The organism is Bradyrhizobium sp. 23AC (assembly GCF_054863025.1).
This window is the reverse complement of record NZ_JAVAYN010000022.1, coordinates 120,622-136,041: the sequence shown is the minus strand read 5'-3', so window position 1 is coordinate 136,041 and position 15,420 is coordinate 120,622. Positions and strand designations below refer to the sequence as shown.

At 57.8% G+C, this 15,420-nt stretch carries 12 protein-coding genes and 1 pseudogene; 4 read left to right on the top strand and 9 right to left on the bottom strand.

All coding sequences use genetic code 11. From position 1 onward, the window contains the following. Nucleotides 1–1,241: acyl-CoA carboxylase subunit beta (locus RAD10_RS35205; RefSeq protein ID WP_461621029.1), on the bottom strand; the 1,241-nt coding region annotated here is incomplete at its 3' end. A gap of 365 nt (nucleotides 1,242–1,606) precedes the next feature. Here RAD10_RS35205 and RAD10_RS35200 point away from each other — a divergent pair. The 3 genes and pseudogenes from RAD10_RS35200 (at nucleotide 1,607) to RAD10_RS35190 (ending at nucleotide 4,168) form a co-directional block, all read left to right on the top strand. Beyond that, nucleotides 1,607–2,285 (top strand): annotated as a pseudogene (locus RAD10_RS35200) (nitroreductase). Nucleotides 2,286–2,395: 110 nt separating this feature from the next. Beyond that, nucleotides 2,396–3,154, top strand: coding sequence for an SDR family NAD(P)-dependent oxidoreductase (locus tag RAD10_RS35195; RefSeq protein WP_129142451.1), 759 nt, complete (start codon nucleotides 2,396–2,398; stop codon nucleotides 3,152–3,154). A gap of 210 nt (nucleotides 3,155–3,364) precedes the next feature. After that, on the top strand, nucleotides 3,365–4,168 hold the full coding sequence (locus RAD10_RS35190; RefSeq protein WP_461621028.1) for a glucose 1-dehydrogenase: 804 nt from the start codon (nucleotides 3,365–3,367) through the stop codon (nucleotides 4,166–4,168). A gap of 126 nt (nucleotides 4,169–4,294) precedes the next feature. Here RAD10_RS35190 and RAD10_RS35185 read toward each other — a convergent pair whose 3' ends face one another. The 5 genes from RAD10_RS35185 to RAD10_RS35165 all read right to left on the bottom strand — a co-directional run bounded on the left by RAD10_RS35185 (nucleotide 4,295) and on the right by RAD10_RS35165 (nucleotide 9,721). Then, entirely contained in the window at nucleotides 4,295–5,095 is an 801-nt protein-coding gene (locus RAD10_RS35185; RefSeq protein ID WP_461621027.1) for an SDR family NAD(P)-dependent oxidoreductase, read from the bottom strand. 97 nt (nucleotides 5,096–5,192) lie between these two features. Beyond that, nucleotides 5,193–5,990 (bottom strand): enoyl-CoA hydratase/isomerase family protein, encoded by a 798-nt coding sequence (locus RAD10_RS35180; protein ID WP_461621026.1) that lies wholly within the window; start codon nucleotides 5,988–5,990, stop codon nucleotides 5,193–5,195. A gap of 296 nt (nucleotides 5,991–6,286) precedes the next feature. Beyond that, nucleotides 6,287–7,558, bottom strand: coding sequence for a cytochrome P450 (locus tag RAD10_RS35175; RefSeq protein ID WP_461621025.1), 1,272 nt, complete (start codon nucleotides 7,556–7,558; stop codon nucleotides 6,287–6,289). Nucleotides 7,559–7,968: 410 nt separating this feature from the next. Next, nucleotides 7,969–8,136 (bottom strand): rubredoxin, encoded by a 168-nt coding sequence (locus tag RAD10_RS35170; RefSeq protein WP_283810423.1) that lies wholly within the window; start codon nucleotides 8,134–8,136, stop codon nucleotides 7,969–7,971. Between the two features lie 181 nt (nucleotides 8,137–8,317). Beyond that, nucleotides 8,318–9,721 carry an aldehyde dehydrogenase family protein gene (locus RAD10_RS35165; protein WP_129142456.1) on the bottom strand — a complete coding sequence of 468 codons (1,404 nt, stop codon included), beginning with the start codon at nucleotides 9,719–9,721 and terminating at the stop codon, nucleotides 8,318–8,320. Nucleotides 9,722–10,035: 314 nt separating this feature from the next. On the opposite strand from RAD10_RS35165, the gene RAD10_RS35160 reads away from it, so the two are divergent. Further along, complete coding sequence (locus RAD10_RS35160; RefSeq protein ID WP_461621024.1) at nucleotides 10,036–11,505, top strand: phosphotransferase; 1,470 nt, start codon at nucleotides 10,036–10,038, stop codon at nucleotides 11,503–11,505. A 138-nt stretch (nucleotides 11,506–11,643) separates the two neighbouring features. Here the strand turns inward: RAD10_RS35160 and RAD10_RS35155 are convergent, their stop codons facing one another. From RAD10_RS35155 to RAD10_RS35145, 3 genes are read right to left on the bottom strand one after another with little or no spacing between them, the layout of a single operon-like run. Then, on the bottom strand, nucleotides 11,644–13,356 hold the full coding sequence (locus RAD10_RS35155; protein WP_461621023.1) for an ABC transporter ATP-binding protein: 1,713 nt from the start codon (nucleotides 13,354–13,356) through the stop codon (nucleotides 11,644–11,646). Next, nucleotides 13,353–14,288, bottom strand: coding sequence for an ABC transporter permease (locus tag RAD10_RS35150; RefSeq protein ID WP_461621022.1), 936 nt, complete (start codon nucleotides 14,286–14,288; stop codon nucleotides 13,353–13,355). Before RAD10_RS35150 ends, RAD10_RS35155 begins: the two co-directional genes overlap by 4 nt. Beyond that, nucleotides 14,285–15,226 carry an ABC transporter permease gene (locus tag RAD10_RS35145; RefSeq protein ID WP_129142459.1) on the bottom strand — a complete coding sequence of 314 codons (942 nt, stop codon included), beginning with the start codon at nucleotides 15,224–15,226 and terminating at the stop codon, nucleotides 14,285–14,287. The genes RAD10_RS35150 and RAD10_RS35145 overlap by 4 nt, the downstream gene beginning before the upstream one ends. Nucleotides 15,227–15,420 lie beyond the last annotated feature (194 nt).

Genomic DNA, 15,420 nt, shown 5'->3' with positions numbered 1-15,420 from the left:
ATTTCCTTGGAGGCCATGACGTCGAAGGCGCCGCCATAGGCCTTGCGGGTGATGATGGTGACGAGCGGCACGGTGCATTGCGAATAGGCGAACAGCAGTTTTGCGCCGTGCTTGATCAGGCCGCCATATTCCTGCGCGGTGCCGGGCAGGAAGCCCGGTACGTCGACGAAGGTGACGATCGGGATGTTGAAGGCGTCGCAAAAGCGGACGAAGCGCGCGGCCTTGCGTGACGCGTCGCTGTCGAGCACGCCGGCCAGCACCATCGGCTGGTTGGCGACGAAGCCGACGGTGCGGCCTGCGATGCGGCCGAAGCCGGTAACGATGTTCTTGGCGAAGCTCTCCGCGATCTCGAAGAAATCGCCCTCGTCCACGACCTTCAGGATCAGCTCCTTCATGTCGTAGGGCTTGTTCGGATTGTCGGGGATCAGCGTGTCCAGGGACATGTCGACGCGGCCGATGTCGTCGAAGCTCGGCCATTCCGGCACGCCGTCACTGTTGTTGGACGGCAGGAAGTCGATCAGGCGCCGCATCTGCAGCAGCGTCTCGACGTCGTTCTCGAAGGCGCCGTCGGCGATGGAAGAGCGCGTCGCGTGCACCGAGGCACCGCCGAGTTCCTCCGCGGTGACGACCTCGTTGGTGACGGTCTTCACCACGTCAGGACCGGTCACGAACATGTAGCTGGTGTTCTTCACCATGAAGATGAAGTCGGTCATCGCCGGCGAATAGACGTCGCCGCCGGCGCAGGGGCCCATGATGACTGATATCTGCGGGATCACGCCCGAGGCGAGCACGTTGCGGCGGAACACGTAGGAATAGCCGGCGAGCGCGGCGACGCCCTCCTGGATGCGGGCGCCGCCGGCATCGTAGAGACCGATGATGGGCGCCCGCGCCTTCATCGCCATGTCCTGGAGCTTTGTAATTTTTAGTGCGTGCGTTTCCGAGAGAGAACCGCCGAACACCGTAAAATCCTTGGCGAAGACGAAGGTCTTGCGGCCGTTGACGGTGCCCCAGCCGGTGACGACGCCATCGCCCGGCACCTTGGTCTTCTCCATGCCGAACTCGGTGGAGCGATGCTCGACGAACATGTCGAATTCCTCGAACGATCCCTTGTCGAGCAAGAGCTCGATGCGCTCGCGCGCCGTCAGCTTGCCGCGGGCGTGCTGCGCCTCGATGCGCTTCTCCCCGCCGCCGAGCTTGGCACCGGCACGACGATCTTCGAGCCTGTTGATCACAACGAACATTAATTTCGGCCTCTTCTGAGCAGTCTCGGAGAGCGCAGACGTGTGAAATGCCTTCGTGGCCTGCCAAAGTGCAGTGGTTGGATCGAGCTAAGCTCTGGGCCCCGGTCACTCATAATCTTCGGACTGAAAAGGCAGTCCGGGAGGGCTTGATTAGACACAAATCGGTTTTCCCATTGGAGATGTCGGGCCGCCGCGCGAGACGCTCCGACGCGTTCGATCCCGACGGCACCGGTGGACAATAATCCACACAACTTGCTGTTTGACAAGCAAATATCGTCACCTATGATCGGACCAACGGCGGTCAAAGACTGGGAGATAGGCCCGCATTGGGTCCAGGGAGCGAGATATGGATCTCGATAAATGCCGTGGAGTTTGAAAGGCTTGTACGGACACGAAGAAGCATTCGCGGTTTCTACCGGAACCCGGTCCCGCTGCAGCTGATCGATCGAGTCATTGCGTTAGCGAAACGCGCCCCTTCTTCGATGGACGGCCAGCCTTGGCATGTGCAGGTTCTGACAGGCGAACCATTGGCGCGCGTGCGCGCCAGCAACATGGGAGAGATGATGGCTGGCGCTCCGGCAAAGCGAGATACTTTCACCCATCATGAGTACGCAGGTCGCCACCGAGACCGTCAGATCGGCGTGGCGAAGAAGCAGTTCCGGGCGATGGGCATCGAGCGGGACGACAGGGCTCGACGTCAAGACTGGACGCTACGCGGTTTCAGGCAATTCGACGCTCCGGTGTCACTGGTCCTACCTATGACAAGGTCCTTGATCCGGGCGCAACCTGTCACTTCGATCTCGGCGCCCTTTGCTATGGGATCGTACTTGCCGCCTGGGATCAGGGGCTCGGAACGGTTGTCAACGGTCAAGGGATTGCGCGCTCCGATATCATCCGAGAGATTGCCTTTATCCCGGAGGACGAAGTCGTGCTGACCTACATCGCGATGGGGTATCCAGACGATAGCTTTCCCGCAAATACGGTCGAGTCTGATCGCGAGCCGAACTCGAATTCGTTCGCTACATAGGATTTGCGGCAAATTGACAACGCTGGGTCGTCGACGGGGCCTGGCGCCGACCCTCCCAGCATAGAACTGGCGGCCTGTTCGCACCGGAACAGCACCGCCTATCCAAAACAAGATGAGGCTACCAATCATGACCAAACCACATATTATCGATATGAGCGGAAAGGTAGCGCTCATCACAGGGAGCAGCCGCGGTCTGGGCCGCGCGATGGCGCTGGGCTTTGCCTCGGCGGGAGCGGATATCGTCGTCACCAGCCGGAAACTGGATGCGTGCCAAGCGGTCGTGCGGGAGATCGAGGCGCTGGGACGGCGGGCGATGGCCGTCGACTGCCATGTCGGCCGATGGGACGAGTGCGATAGATTGGCAGACGCTGCGTACACGCGCTTTGGTAAGGTCGACGTGCTCATCAATAACGCCGGCAAATCGCCTACCTATGATCGTCCGGTAGATATTGACCAACGGCTTTACGACAGCGTCTTCGACGTTAACCTGAAGGGCCCCTTTCGCCTCTGCTCTCTGATCGGCCAGCGCATGGTGGACGATGGCAGCGGGGTAATCATCAACATTTCGAGCACCGCCTCGATCCGGCCGCGCAAAAGCGTCATCACCTATGCGGCTGCAAAGGCCGGCGTGAATGCAATGACAGAGGCATTCGCAAACGCCTATGGACCGACCGTACGCGTAAACTGCATCATGCCTGGCCCTTTTCTCACAGACATCTCAAAAGCATGGGACATGGACGCATTCGCCCAGCGCGCGAAGGATGCGATAGCGATGAAACGCGGCGGGCAGCCGGAGGAGATAGTCGCTGCGGCGCTCTATCTTGCGTCTGACCACGCTAGCTTCACGACGGGTGCGACGCTGCGCATCGATGGCGGCGCGCAGTGATGGTTTACCTTCGGGCGGTATCCGCACCGATCTGCATGATTGCGATGAGCGGCGACACGTTCGAACCCCTGTTCGTGTCTTGAAGCTTGCACCGGCCGCGGAAACTTTGCACTGCGTCGCGATCACATGGCCAAGCGCAGGCCCCCGCTTTTGACTTTGCTGTGAGTTGAAGACCGGACTCCAATCCACTCGCTCAAGAGGACATTTTGTATGCTCACGAACGGAAGAAGAACAAAGACTTTGACGAAAAAGGTCGCTTTCGTCACTGGCGGCACAAGCGGCGTCGGGTTGGCCGCCGCAAGTGCTTTAGCGGCAGCCGGTGCATCCGTAATGGTATGCGGTCGCCGCCTCGAAGCGGGGGCCGAGGCGATTCGCCAGATTCAGTCGCAAGGAGGCGAAGCTGCATTCGTGCAGGCGGATGTGACGGTCGCTTCCGAAGTCCACGCCGCAATAGAAGCTACGACTTCGCGCTTCGGCAGACTAGACTTGGCATTTAACAATTCCGGAATCGCTGCACCCGGCGGCCGGCTTGCCGATCTCGACGAGAGTGACTTCGACAGGGTGATGACAACCAATGCAAAGGGCGTTTGGCTTTGCATGAAGTACGAAATCCAGCAGTTTATCAGGCAAGCCAGCGGCGGCTGCATCATCAACAATAGCTCGGTTCAGGGACGGATCGCGCTCGGGCTATCGGCGCACTACACGGCGTCAAAGCACGCTGTCGAAGGTCTGACAAAGGCTGCCGCCGTCGACTACGGTCGTAGAGGGATCCGGGTGAATGCAATTGCGCCCGGGATGTTGGATACTCCTTTGACCGAGCGACTGATGTCAGACGCGACCGCTCGAGAAGCACACTTCAGGCAGTATCCGATCGCGCGTCCGGCCAAATTGAGCGAAATTGCAGCGGCGGTCGTTTTTCTGGCGTCCGATCAAGCTGTATACATCAACGGTGTTTCTTTGCCGATTGATGGCGGTTATCTTTGCGGCGGCGAAGTGAACCGCCTCAACCAATGATCCTTCGCACCCGAAGACGACTGGCTTCGCAGGCGCCAACCTTGACTTCCTGCATCCCGCGGCACTCCAGGATCGATGCAGGTCACACAGGTGAGGCACGCTTGCGGAGCACAAGAGCTGAACGCACTACAACAGCGTGTATCCGCCATCCACTGTGAGTTCGGCACCCGTCATGAATTTGGATGCGTCAGACGCAAGAAACAGAATGACGCTTGCGATGTCGTCGACTTGCCCCCATCGTCCCATCGGAAAAAGTGTCTTCCCTTGCTCTATTCCCGCCTCGACGCTGGGATACGTCCCTTGCTCAACAGCTTGGTGCAGTCCGCTGGTGCCGAGGTCCGTCTCGGTCGGTCCCGGGTGCACGGAATTGACCCGGATCCTTCCCAATGGAACGCGAGCGAGCTCAACTGCAACGGCCTTCGTCAACAGCCGAACCGCCCCCTTCGAAGCTGCATAGGCCGAATGAGACCTGCCCACCACCTGGCCATATATCGATGACAAGTTAACGATGGAGCCACCATGCGGTGTCGTCTTTGCGGACTGCTGCATCAAAGGAACAGCGGACTGCATACCTATAAAGGCGCCTTCGACGTTAATCGCGTTGACGCGACGGAACTCCTCCAGAGTCGTCTCGAGAAACGGTCGGCTCAAAATGATGCCGGCGTTGTTCACTAGAACGTCTAGCCGCCCTTCATTCTTCTCCACGCTCGCGACGACCTGTTTCCACTCCTGCTGTGAAGTGACGTCATGGCGAATTGCTCTCGCCCTATCACCGAGCTGCGCAGCAACTGCCTTGACGCCCTTTTCGTCCACATCGGTCAGAACGACTCGAGCTCCAGCTTCACTAAGTCGCTCTGCAGTTCTCTTGCCGATTCCCTTCGCCGCACCTGTAATGATGGCAACACGGCCATCCAACTCAAATGCCACCTTGAAACCTCCCATGCTTGCAGTTCGGCCCGCCATCCGACCGACAAATCTTCGACCAGCCAGACACAAACGCCATGCTGTGCACTTTGCCCAGTAGTTAGCCTTTGAATCGCGGAGCGCGCTTCTCGATAAAGGCCTGAAGTCCCTCCCTGAAGTCTTCAGTTTGGCCCGAAAGGTATTGGTTGCGGTTCTCCATCGCGATCGCCGCCTCTAGAGATGGTGCATCGACAGAGAAGTTGAGTCCCTCCTTCGTAAGACGCAGCCCCATCGGAGCTGTCGTGAGCATCTCGTCGATGTATGGCTGAGCGGCTTGCTCCAATTCATCGTCGGGGACAACCTCAGACACAAGCCCGACCGCCAGCGCCCGCTGTGCATAGATGAACCGCCCCGTCAGCATGAGTTCGGAAGCCAGTGAATACCCTGTCAATCGCGGCAGAAAATAACTAACGCCCATGTCGCACGCTGATAAGCCAAGGCGGATAAACGCGGCATTCATCCGAGCTGTCGTGCCGGCAATTCGAATGTCGGAAGCCAAAGTGAAAGCGAAACCACCGCCACAGGCGGCACCATGAATCAGTGAAATGATCGGCTGAGGGCACCGCCGCATTTTGACATAAACATCGGCGAGGTAGCCCTGGAAATTGAAGCCGCCCGCAAACGGAATTCCCTCCTTCTCTCGCGCGGCCTTGATATCTAACCCGGCACAAAACGCGCGACCGGCTCCACGCAAAACGACAACGCGACATGATCGATCGTTGTAGAGCGCGTCGAAATAGTCACGAAGCTCCGTCACCATTAGCGTATTAATGGCATTCAGTGCGTCTGGCCGGTTCAGGGTAACCCACTGTGCCGCGCCCCTCACGTCTACTTCGATCGTTTGATAAACTCGTTTCAATCGAATCTCCTCTCGCTCGCTTGTTTCGATTGGCGAGGCGAACGTGCCGCATGGCCCTAGCGCACCCCCTAGTCGGGGCCGCGGCTCCTGGCGCGCTACATAACTGTTCTCAAGGTGCTGCATTGGGACGCCCCTGCGCGTTTATCGTCGGGCACCTATGCATCCGCTGGGCACTGAAATCGTCTTCCGGCGCTCTGGGCTGCTCCCAGCGCACTTGGTCTTGTGCACTCAATCCGCATCTACGGCCTCGTCTGCCCCGAAGCAGCACTTCGCGAGAAGCCGACGCCCGGCAGCATTCAGTGCATCTTGTAACGGATAGGTACCGACTTCGGCCCCGAGACGAAATTCGCCTTCGTCCGGGTCGGCGTCCCGGCAAGTTCGAGGCTTTCCAATCGGGGAAGAAGCTCTTCCCAGAAGATCTGCATCTCCAGGCGCCCAAGGTGTTGGCCGAGGCAAATATGCGCCCCGTAGCCGAAGGCAACATGCTTATTCGGTGTTCGGCTGATGTCGTACCGATAAGGATCTACAAACGCCGCTTCGTCGCGGTTGCCGGAAAGATAACAGAGCATTAGCCAGTCGCCCTTCGATATCTTTTGACCACTCAGTTCCGTATCAGCCGTAGCAGTACGCATGAAGTGCTTTACAGCGGTCTCCCAGCGCACCGATTCCTCGACGTGACCTGGGATCAGGGCTGGATCGCCTTTGAGTTTGGCGAACTGTTCGGGATTCTCGGCCAGCGCCCAAGCACCACCGGCAGTCGTATTGGCAGTCGTATCGTGACCGGCAGTCGCGACCAGTCCATAGTAAGATACCAATTCATAGTCTTGCAGATGCTGGCCCCCGATCTTTGCATTGGCTAGCACACTGGCCAAATCGTCACGCGGACACTTTCGCCGGTCGTTCACGACGGACGTGAAGTACTCACTAAGGTCACCCCGAAGCCGGTGGAGGTCCGCGATCCGTTCGGCTTCTGAAACTTGCTTGCCGGAGCGGTTCAAGTCCGGGTCAGTTGAGCTGAATGCCTGCTGCGTTAGCCTGAGCATCAAGGGTTCTTCGCTCTGGGGAAGCCCCATGATCTCCATAAGAACTCGCAGTGGATAGAGGAAAGCAATGTCTCGCGCAAAGTCGCAGCTCCCCCCTAAGTCCGCCATTTTGTTCACAAATGCGCGGGCGATCTCACGGATGCGAGGTACACGCTCCCTCAATTTCTGCGGAAGCAACACCCCCTGCGCGATCCGGCGATGAGCAAAATGATCCGGGTTGTCCATACGCGTTAAGTTGCGGTTCAGATGCGGCGAACCACCCGTAATCTGCTTGATGTTCCTTTCAGCCTCCTTGCTAATGATCGTCACAGACCTATCCGCGTTATGGAACAGATCATTTTGGCGCTCGACTTCCAGAATGTCGGCGTGCCGGGTCACCGTCCAGAACGGCTCGTACCCACGAGGCTCGATACGGGTTAGGGGTGCTTCCTTGCGCAGCCAGCGGAGCGCCTCGTCAACCCGCTCGACTTCTGCATAAGCAAGCGGATCCACGATCGCATCGGCGAAATTCTGCGGAACCTGCATTTCACCGCCCTCCCTTTATATTTGCTGACCCGGAAAGACATCTCCTTCCGGCGTTTTGATGCGCCTACTTATATCATTACTTGTTGGCTGGTCAACTAATATGTTGTGGTATTCCAAGCGGTAGCAGAGCCCTGCAGAGCTTGGGCTTTTCCGCCAAGATCTGATGCGGCTCCGATGGAACCTCCGCCCCCGCCATGCGGATTTCATGGATCATCGCAATGGACGGGGCACATTGCGTCCCGGGCGCCCGTCAAGGGTTACAGGCGCCAAATGACGCAGCGGACTTCGTCACTCTGGTCTCGATGCGATTCGTTGCCCACGAAGACCCCGTTTGACCATGATCACAAAGGGCACCAGAAAGGCCGGAAGCGTCCGACAAGGCAACGGCCCGCAGCATCCAAATGTCAGACTTAGGTGGGATCCACTTCGACCATGTCGAAGTCGCTCTTTGGGGTACCGCACCCCGGGCAAATCCAGTCCTCTGGGATATCCGTCCAACGCGTACCGGGGGGGAGACCCTCATCAGGGGCTCCGACCTCCTCGTTGTACAAGAACCCACAAGTCAAGCACTGATACACCTTAAATGGTGCAGACACCTGGTCTAACTCAGCCACGAGTGCTCACTTTCCTCTTAAGACGCCCCATATTTGTCCCCGAAGTTGGGAACGCTCTCCATTGCCCGGCGCAATCCAACCCTGTTGCCGCAAATCGTGCGACGCGCAGTGATGCGACGGCGTTCGTGTCATTCGCGGGCCAACTTTATCGAGCAACACTTATGACCTGCAGCTGCGTGAACTCCGCCAATCCCTCTTCGCCGAACTCAATACCCATTCCGGATTGCTTGCTGCCGCCAAACGGAATGTGCGGCGCCAGGCTACCGTGGCTGTTGATCCACACCGTGCCCGATTCGATGCGGCTCCCGACTTCTACTGCTCGGCGCTCGTCCCTCGACCACACAGATCCCCCAAGGCCCCAGGGACTGTTATTCGCCCGCTGGATCGCGTCATCAAGATCGGTGAATTTCATTACAGGCAGCACGGGCCCAAATTGCTCCTCATCCACGATCCTGACCCCGTCTTCGATGTCGCGTATGATCGTCGGACGAACGAAATATCCGGGGCCTTCGGTAATCGTGCCTCCCGCGATTACTTTTCCATGCAGCCGTGCGTCCTCCAGAAGCTCTTGAACGCGCTCGAACTGCACCTTGTTCTGTACTGGGCCGATCTGAACGCCTTGTTGCAATCCATCTCCGACGACGGCAGCATCCGCCAGTTTCGCGAGTTCATCGCAAAGCTCATCATAGACAGCTTCATGAGCATAGACGCGTTTCACTGCCACACAGATCTGGCCACTGTTGCGAAACGCCTGCTGGAAGATCTTCGGAGCGGCGGCCTTTGGATCCACGTCATCGAGGACGATCGCCGCATCATTCCCACCAAGCTCGAGGGTTACGCGCTTGAGCGTATCGGCAGCACTGGCCATCACCTTTTTGCCCGTCGCGGTAGATCCCGTAAAGGACACCTTGCGGACGTCGGGATGCGCAGAAAGCGCACCACCCAAATCATTTGCATCTGCGATGACATTAATAACGCCCGCAGGAACAACGTCACAGATCAGCTCTCCCAGTTTGAGTGTGCTGAGAGGCGTGGTCGCAGCCGGTTTGACCACGATAGTGTTGCCGGCCAGGAGCGCTGGAGGCATCTTGAAAGCCAGAAGAGCGATCGGGAAATTCCAGGGAACTATTGCTGCCACCACTCCCAGCGGTCGTCGGTGCGCTTCGACACGACGGGATTCACTTTCCTCGAGCAACTTCATCGGCAATTCCATCGGCGCGATCCGCCGGAATAGTCCGGCCGCACCCCGAATCTCCTGCATAGAGTCCGGAAACGGCTTGCCTTGCTCCTGGGTCAAAATGCGCGCCAACATTTCAGCGTTCTGATCGATAACATCTGCAATCCGCATCAGCACCTCGCGCCGCCGCTCAATTGGCGTGCTGCTCCACAGCGGAAATGCCACTTTTGCGGCTCCGACCGCGGAGTCGAGCTGGCGGTGTGAAGCTCGCGGGCATGACGCGACAATTCCCTCGGTTGCCGGATTGACAACGTTCATACTCAGATCGCCCGGAACCATTTTTCCGTCGATCAATAGCCTGAATTCGCTCATCAACCCTCTCCAGTTGGAAAAGCGGAGGCAGAGACCGAAAATCCCTCCCACCATGCCTGACGATGACTGTACCGATTGCTACCAGAGGCTCAGTACCTGCGCAAGATACTTGCTTATTAACTAACAATGATGCAAAGGAGGAGCGACACCCGTGTCGCAGTTTCTTGACACGCAATGTTGGACGGTCTCCGAACCTCGTCGCCGGAGCTCCCCAAGAAATGAGACGGTCGCACGAGACACCCTAGTGGGTTCGCGCTCGCATCTAACCTGCCAAGCCAGTAGCGGTCGGAATGATCAATAGGGAGGGACGTAGGATGAGAACGCCGCGCGAGCTGATCGTGATGTATTGGGATCGAGTTTGGAATAACGGCGAGCTCGAGCTCGTGCGCGAGATTTGTGGCGACCCAATAACACGACACGACGCATCGACCGTCATCAAGCTTAGTCACGATGAGCAGATTGAGCGTATTCGCTACCGACGAACTCAAAGCGAGCCTTATTTCACGCACGAAGTCCTCCTGGCTGATGATACCTTTGTCTGCTCGGTCTGGAATGCTCATACGCGCAAAGGCACGCCGATACAAAGATGCGGAATCGAGGTATTCCAGGCCGAAAACGGCAGACTTACACATTGCTGGAACTCGCCTTACATCTCAGGCCGCTGGGGCCGCGAGGGCGATCCCGCAGTTCCGGCGAACTTGAAAGCGCCGGAGATCCTGGACTCATTAGAGCAAATATCGCCAGAGTGGCTGCAACGATTGTTCGCCCATTCCGGCACCGAAGTCCCGCTCGTGACGATCGCCCGCAACGAGCAGATCGGACAAGGCACCGTCTGTAGTACAGCCAAGGTCAATATCGCTTACAACATACCGTCCCCCGCTCCCCAAACAGTGTTCGCGAAATTTCACCCGGCGTCACCTCACCTCGGTGCGAAAGCTGTGCGCTTTGGCTACTTCCCACGAGAGGTCGCAGCGTACAATCTGCTGAGCTCCGACCCGCCGGTGCAAATCCCCCGGGTATATCTAGCCCAAACAAACAAAGAAGGCACCAAGCTCAACCTGGTGCTCGAGGACTTGTCGCATCGTTGCCGTCTTGGAAATCAGGTGGACGGCTGCAACACCGCCGAGGCCGCCGCAGTCGTCGAGCAGCTTGCCCGGCTGCATCGCCGATTTCTAAATTCAAAGGAGCTCAACCAGATTACCTGGGGCGTCGAACAATGCTTCGACAAATCCCATCTAGAGACTTCATATTCCAGTGGCGCAACGATCTGCCACGATCGATTTGCGAATCAGCTTGGAAAGGCCGAGTTCAGCATCATTGACGAATTCGGGCCGCTGGTTGGCTCATGGTGGGACCGCAAATCCGACTTTCGAACTCTGCTTCACGGAGATCCGCGCGTTGATAACATCCTTTTCGAAATGGGGGCCGGCGGCAATCCATCCGCATATCTGGTAGACTGGCAACTAGCTCGTATCGGCGACCCGCAGATCGATGTCGCATATTTCTTGACCGGAAGCCTAAGCGCGCAAGATCGTCGTACCTGCGAGCGCGACCTAGTCAAGCGGCATGCAGCTTTGGTTCGCGAGATAGAGCCCTGCTACACCGACGAGATCGCAATGCACTCCTATCGCCTAAACACGGTGGCCGGACTACTTTACACCGTGGGTGCGGCCAACAAACTCCCGGAGAACCCGTCCATCGCCGCGCTCCTCCTTGCGCTCGTCAAGCGCAACTGCACTGCAGTCGAAGATTGGGGCTCACTTAACGCGTTACGGAGTCGATAAGTCTTGTCGAGCAGGCTTGCCGTCTACGGAGACAGCCCCTGGCCGTGTAACGGGGCTGTTACCGGCATTGGCGCGAGCTTTGGCGGCGAACCTCCTAAAGAAATCCGAGCCTCACATGCTCGAACAAAGAAATAGGACTTACGGGACCACGCGTTCGGCGATCCCATCTGGGTCCACGAGATGAAGCTGGCCGAACTCACGCCCCCGGCCAGGAGCTGCTGAAAAGAGCGCGCGGGTGTACTCGTGCTGCGGATGCTCGAACAAGCTTTCCGCCGTACCGAATTCGACCACGCGCCCTTGCTTCATCACTGCCACCCAATCGCAGATTTGTGCGGCGACGCGCAGGTCGTGGGTGATGAATAGAACGGCAAGGTCAAGCCTTCGTCGAACCTCGTCCAACAGCTGAAGTACCTGCTTCTGCACGGACACGTCCAGCGCTGAGACCGCCTCATCGGCGATGATCAGCTCAGGCTCCATTGCAAGCGCGCGTGCAATACAGATCCTTTGGCGCTGTCCTCCCGAGAATTGATGCGGGTATCGGTTGAGCGCCGAACGCTCGAGCCGCACCGTCTCAATGAGTGTCGCAGCGCGTGCAAGCGCCTCACCCTTGCTCATCCCAAAATTCATCGGACCTTCGATTATGGACGCGCCGACAGTCATCCGTGGGTTGAGCGACCGATAGGGATCCTGAAACACGATCTGGACCCGGCGTCGATAAGGGCGGAGCTGTGAAGACGACATTTGCGTGATGTCCGCCTCGCCAAGCATGATCTTGCCGGCGCTGGGGTCAATCAATCGCGCAATGCAACGAGCCACCGTCGACTTGCCGGAGCCGGACTCGCCTACAATCCCGACCGTCTGTCCCCTGCGAAGTACGAAATCGACGTCTTCAACAGCATGGACCGCCGCTCCTCGTCTGAAAAGGCCTTTCCTCTCGTAAGTCTTTCCAAGCCTCTCTGTTCTTAGCAAAATAGGCCGCTCCTGCGCGACTTGCCGGACCGGAGGTTTGATAGAGGGAACGGAGGAGATCAGCATCTTGGTATATTCGTGCCGAGGACTCGACAATACCTGGTCCGCCGGGCCCATTTCAACAAGTTCGCCAGTTCGCAAAACGGCCACGCGGTGCGCAATTTCCGCGACCACACCAAAATCGTGGGTAATAAAGAGAACACCTGTCCCGTTGCTGCTCTGCAATTCAGAGATCAGCTTGAGGATCTCTGATTGCGTCGTCACATCTAAGGCCGTGGTGGGTTCGTCCGCGATCAGGAGAACGGGATCGAGAATCAACGCCATGGCGATCATGATGCGTTGACGCTGACCGCCCGACAACTGGTGTGGAAACGACGCATAGATCCGCTCCGGATCAGACAACCGCACACGAACCAGCATTGATATGATCTTTGCTCTTCTCGACCTCGAGTCAAGCTCAGTGTGAGTCTCGAGGACTTCGTCGATTTGCCTTCCACATGTCAAAACCGGGTTGAGCGCTGTCATCGGCTCCTGGAATATCATCGACATGCGAGCGCATCGAAGCTGCCGGAGCCGCGGCTCATCGGCATTCAGTAGGTCTTCCCCCTCCAGCAAAATCTGACCGCCCGATGGCTTCAGAGCTTTGGAAAGCAGGCCCATCGCAGCGAACGCCGTCACTGATTTGCCAGATCCCGATTCACCTACGAGACAGACGACCTCACCCGCATTGATGGTGAAACTGACATTCCGGATAGCGTAGGATCGGTCCCCTCTAGCTGGAAGATCAACGGTGAGATCACGCACCTCTAGGATCGGCTTGTTCTTCGGTGCGGTAGGTCGAGCCAACGGCACCGGCTCTACCGTCGGAGACAGCTCCGTCATGCGCCCTCGCTCATTTTCGGGTCGAGTGTATCGCGTAGCCCGTCACCCATCATGTTGATTGAAAGGACCGTAATGGCCAGGAACAGGCCCGGAAATAGGATGTTATGAGGATAGATGCGAAATAGAGCGCGTCCTTCGGACATGATGTTGCCCCAGCTTGGGATCTCAGCGGGCGTTCCGATGCCCAGGAACGACAACGCCGCCTCGATCAAGACAGCCGATGCCGCCAGGAACGTGCCTTGGACAATCAACGGGGCAATGGTGTTAGGCAAAATATGGCGCAGCATAAGAATCCATGTTGGTGTACCGACAGAAACCGCACTCTCCACGTAAGGCTCTTCGCGAACGCTCAGAACGATTGACCTCACAAGCCTTGTGACTCGTGGCACGTCGGGTACAACGATCGCAAAAATCACGGTCATAAGCCCTCCTCGCCAGATCGAAACAAGCGCGATGGCGAGCAGGATACCAGGAAAGGCCATCAACCCGTCCATGATCCGCATGATGGGACCGTCGAGCCGCCTGACGTAGCCCGAGACCAGTCCGATCACCGTCCCAATTGCGATGGCAATGACCGCGACCGCCAGGCCGACGAACAGCGACACGCGCGTGCCGTAGATGACCCGACTGTAGACGTCTCGGCCGAGCGTATCCGTGCCCATGATGGCCGTCCGCTTAACTTGAGTACCATCCTCCAAGCGTACTGAAATCTCAGCTCCGGGCCTACGATTGCGTTCTCCCGGATCGATCCTCGTGGGATCGACGGTTCCAAGTGCGGGCGCAAGAATTGCAACTCCGAGCACCAGCAGTAGAGCCAACCCTCCGATTGCCACAGCAGGATTTAGGATTGCGAGACGCCAAAGTGGCTTGTTCGGCCATTCCGCGCGCGGCGAACGGTCTCCACCCGGAACGTTTTCAACCAGTAGGCTCAAAACCGTATCCTCGGATCGCAGATCGTATAAAGGATGTCGATCGCCAGATTGATCAGGACGTAAACAACTGAGAACATCAGGATGACCGCCTGAATTGTCGGGAAGTCACGACTGAGCACAGCCTCGACCGTGAGCCGACCAAGCCCCGGCAGACCGAACACGGTCTCGGTCACCACCACCCCGCTAATGAGGACGGCAATGCTGGTGCCGATTATGGTGAGCACTGGAACTGCAGCGTTGCGCAAGGCGTGGCGAACGAGAATGACACCCTGGGACAGCCCCTTTGCGCGCGCGGTGCGGATGTAATCCTCTCTCAAGACCTCGATCACAGCAGCACGCGTCATGCGAGATATGAGTGCAATGAACCCGACGGATAGCGTCACCGACGGCAATATGAGATGCCGCAGCGATGCCCAGAAGTCTTCCTGCAATCGCACATAACCTTGAACGGGCAGCAAGTTGAGCACTATTGAAAACATGTAGATCATGCAGTAGCCGACCACGAATCCGGGAACGGAAAAGCCAACAACCGAAAGCACCATCACTATCCGATCAAAAAGCGAACCATGACGGTAGGCAGCCAGCACGCCTATCGGCACCGCGACGGCGATCGCGAACAGAAGAGTGCAGAGAGCTAGCGCCAGCGTTGGTTCGATCCGCTGTAAAACGAGCTCGGCGACGCTGCGTTTAAAGAAAAAGCTTTCGCCGAAATCGCCCCTCAGGACATGGCTGATCCAGATGCCGAACTGCGACCAGATTGCGTCGTTCAAGCCAAGCCTTTGTCTGATGAGTTCGATCTGCTCGGAGCTCGCATTGTCTCCTGCAATGACAGCGGCCGGATCGCCAGGAATCAGCCGGAGCATAAGAAACACGAAAAGAGTTACTATGGCCAAGACAGGCAGCGTGCCCGCGAGGCGGCGTGCGATGAACTCAAGCATTCAAATACCGTCGACGATCAGCGGCCGTTTGCTGGCCTGCGATCAGAGCGAGTGCGGTTGGAACGCAAGCGATCAACCTACTTGGTACCGTAGAAGATGCGCACGTCGTATGGATGCCTGAAGCCACCGGCCATTTCCTCTCGTTTCCTCGCTCTGATGGCGGGTAGCCTGATTGTGACACACGACTTGCTTTT

What these genes read in the sequence shown, in the direction of transcription:
- RAD10_RS35190 (WP_461621028.1), top strand. Translation starts at nt 3,365, where the DNA reads ATGCTCACGAACGGAAGAAGAACAAAGACTTTGACGAAAAAGGTCGCT.
- RAD10_RS35195 (WP_129142451.1), top strand. Translation starts at nt 2,396, where the DNA reads ATGACCAAACCACATATTATCGATATGAGCGGAAAGGTAGCGCTCATC.
- RAD10_RS35145 (WP_129142459.1), bottom strand. Translation starts at nt 15,226, where the DNA reads ATGCTTGAGTTCATCGCACGCCGCCTCGCGGGCACGCTGCCTGTCTTG.
- RAD10_RS35165 (WP_129142456.1), bottom strand. Translation starts at nt 9,721, where the DNA reads ATGAGCGAATTCAGGCTATTGATCGACGGAAAAATGGTTCCGGGCGAT.
- RAD10_RS35155 (WP_461621023.1), bottom strand. Translation starts at nt 13,356, where the DNA reads ATGACGGAGCTGTCTCCGACGGTAGAGCCGGTGCCGTTGGCTCGACCT.
- RAD10_RS35160 (WP_461621024.1), top strand. Translation starts at nt 10,036, where the DNA reads ATGAGAACGCCGCGCGAGCTGATCGTGATGTATTGGGATCGAGTTTGG.
- RAD10_RS35175 (WP_461621025.1), bottom strand. Translation starts at nt 7,558, where the DNA reads ATGCAGGTTCCGCAGAATTTCGCCGATGCGATCGTGGATCCGCTTGCT.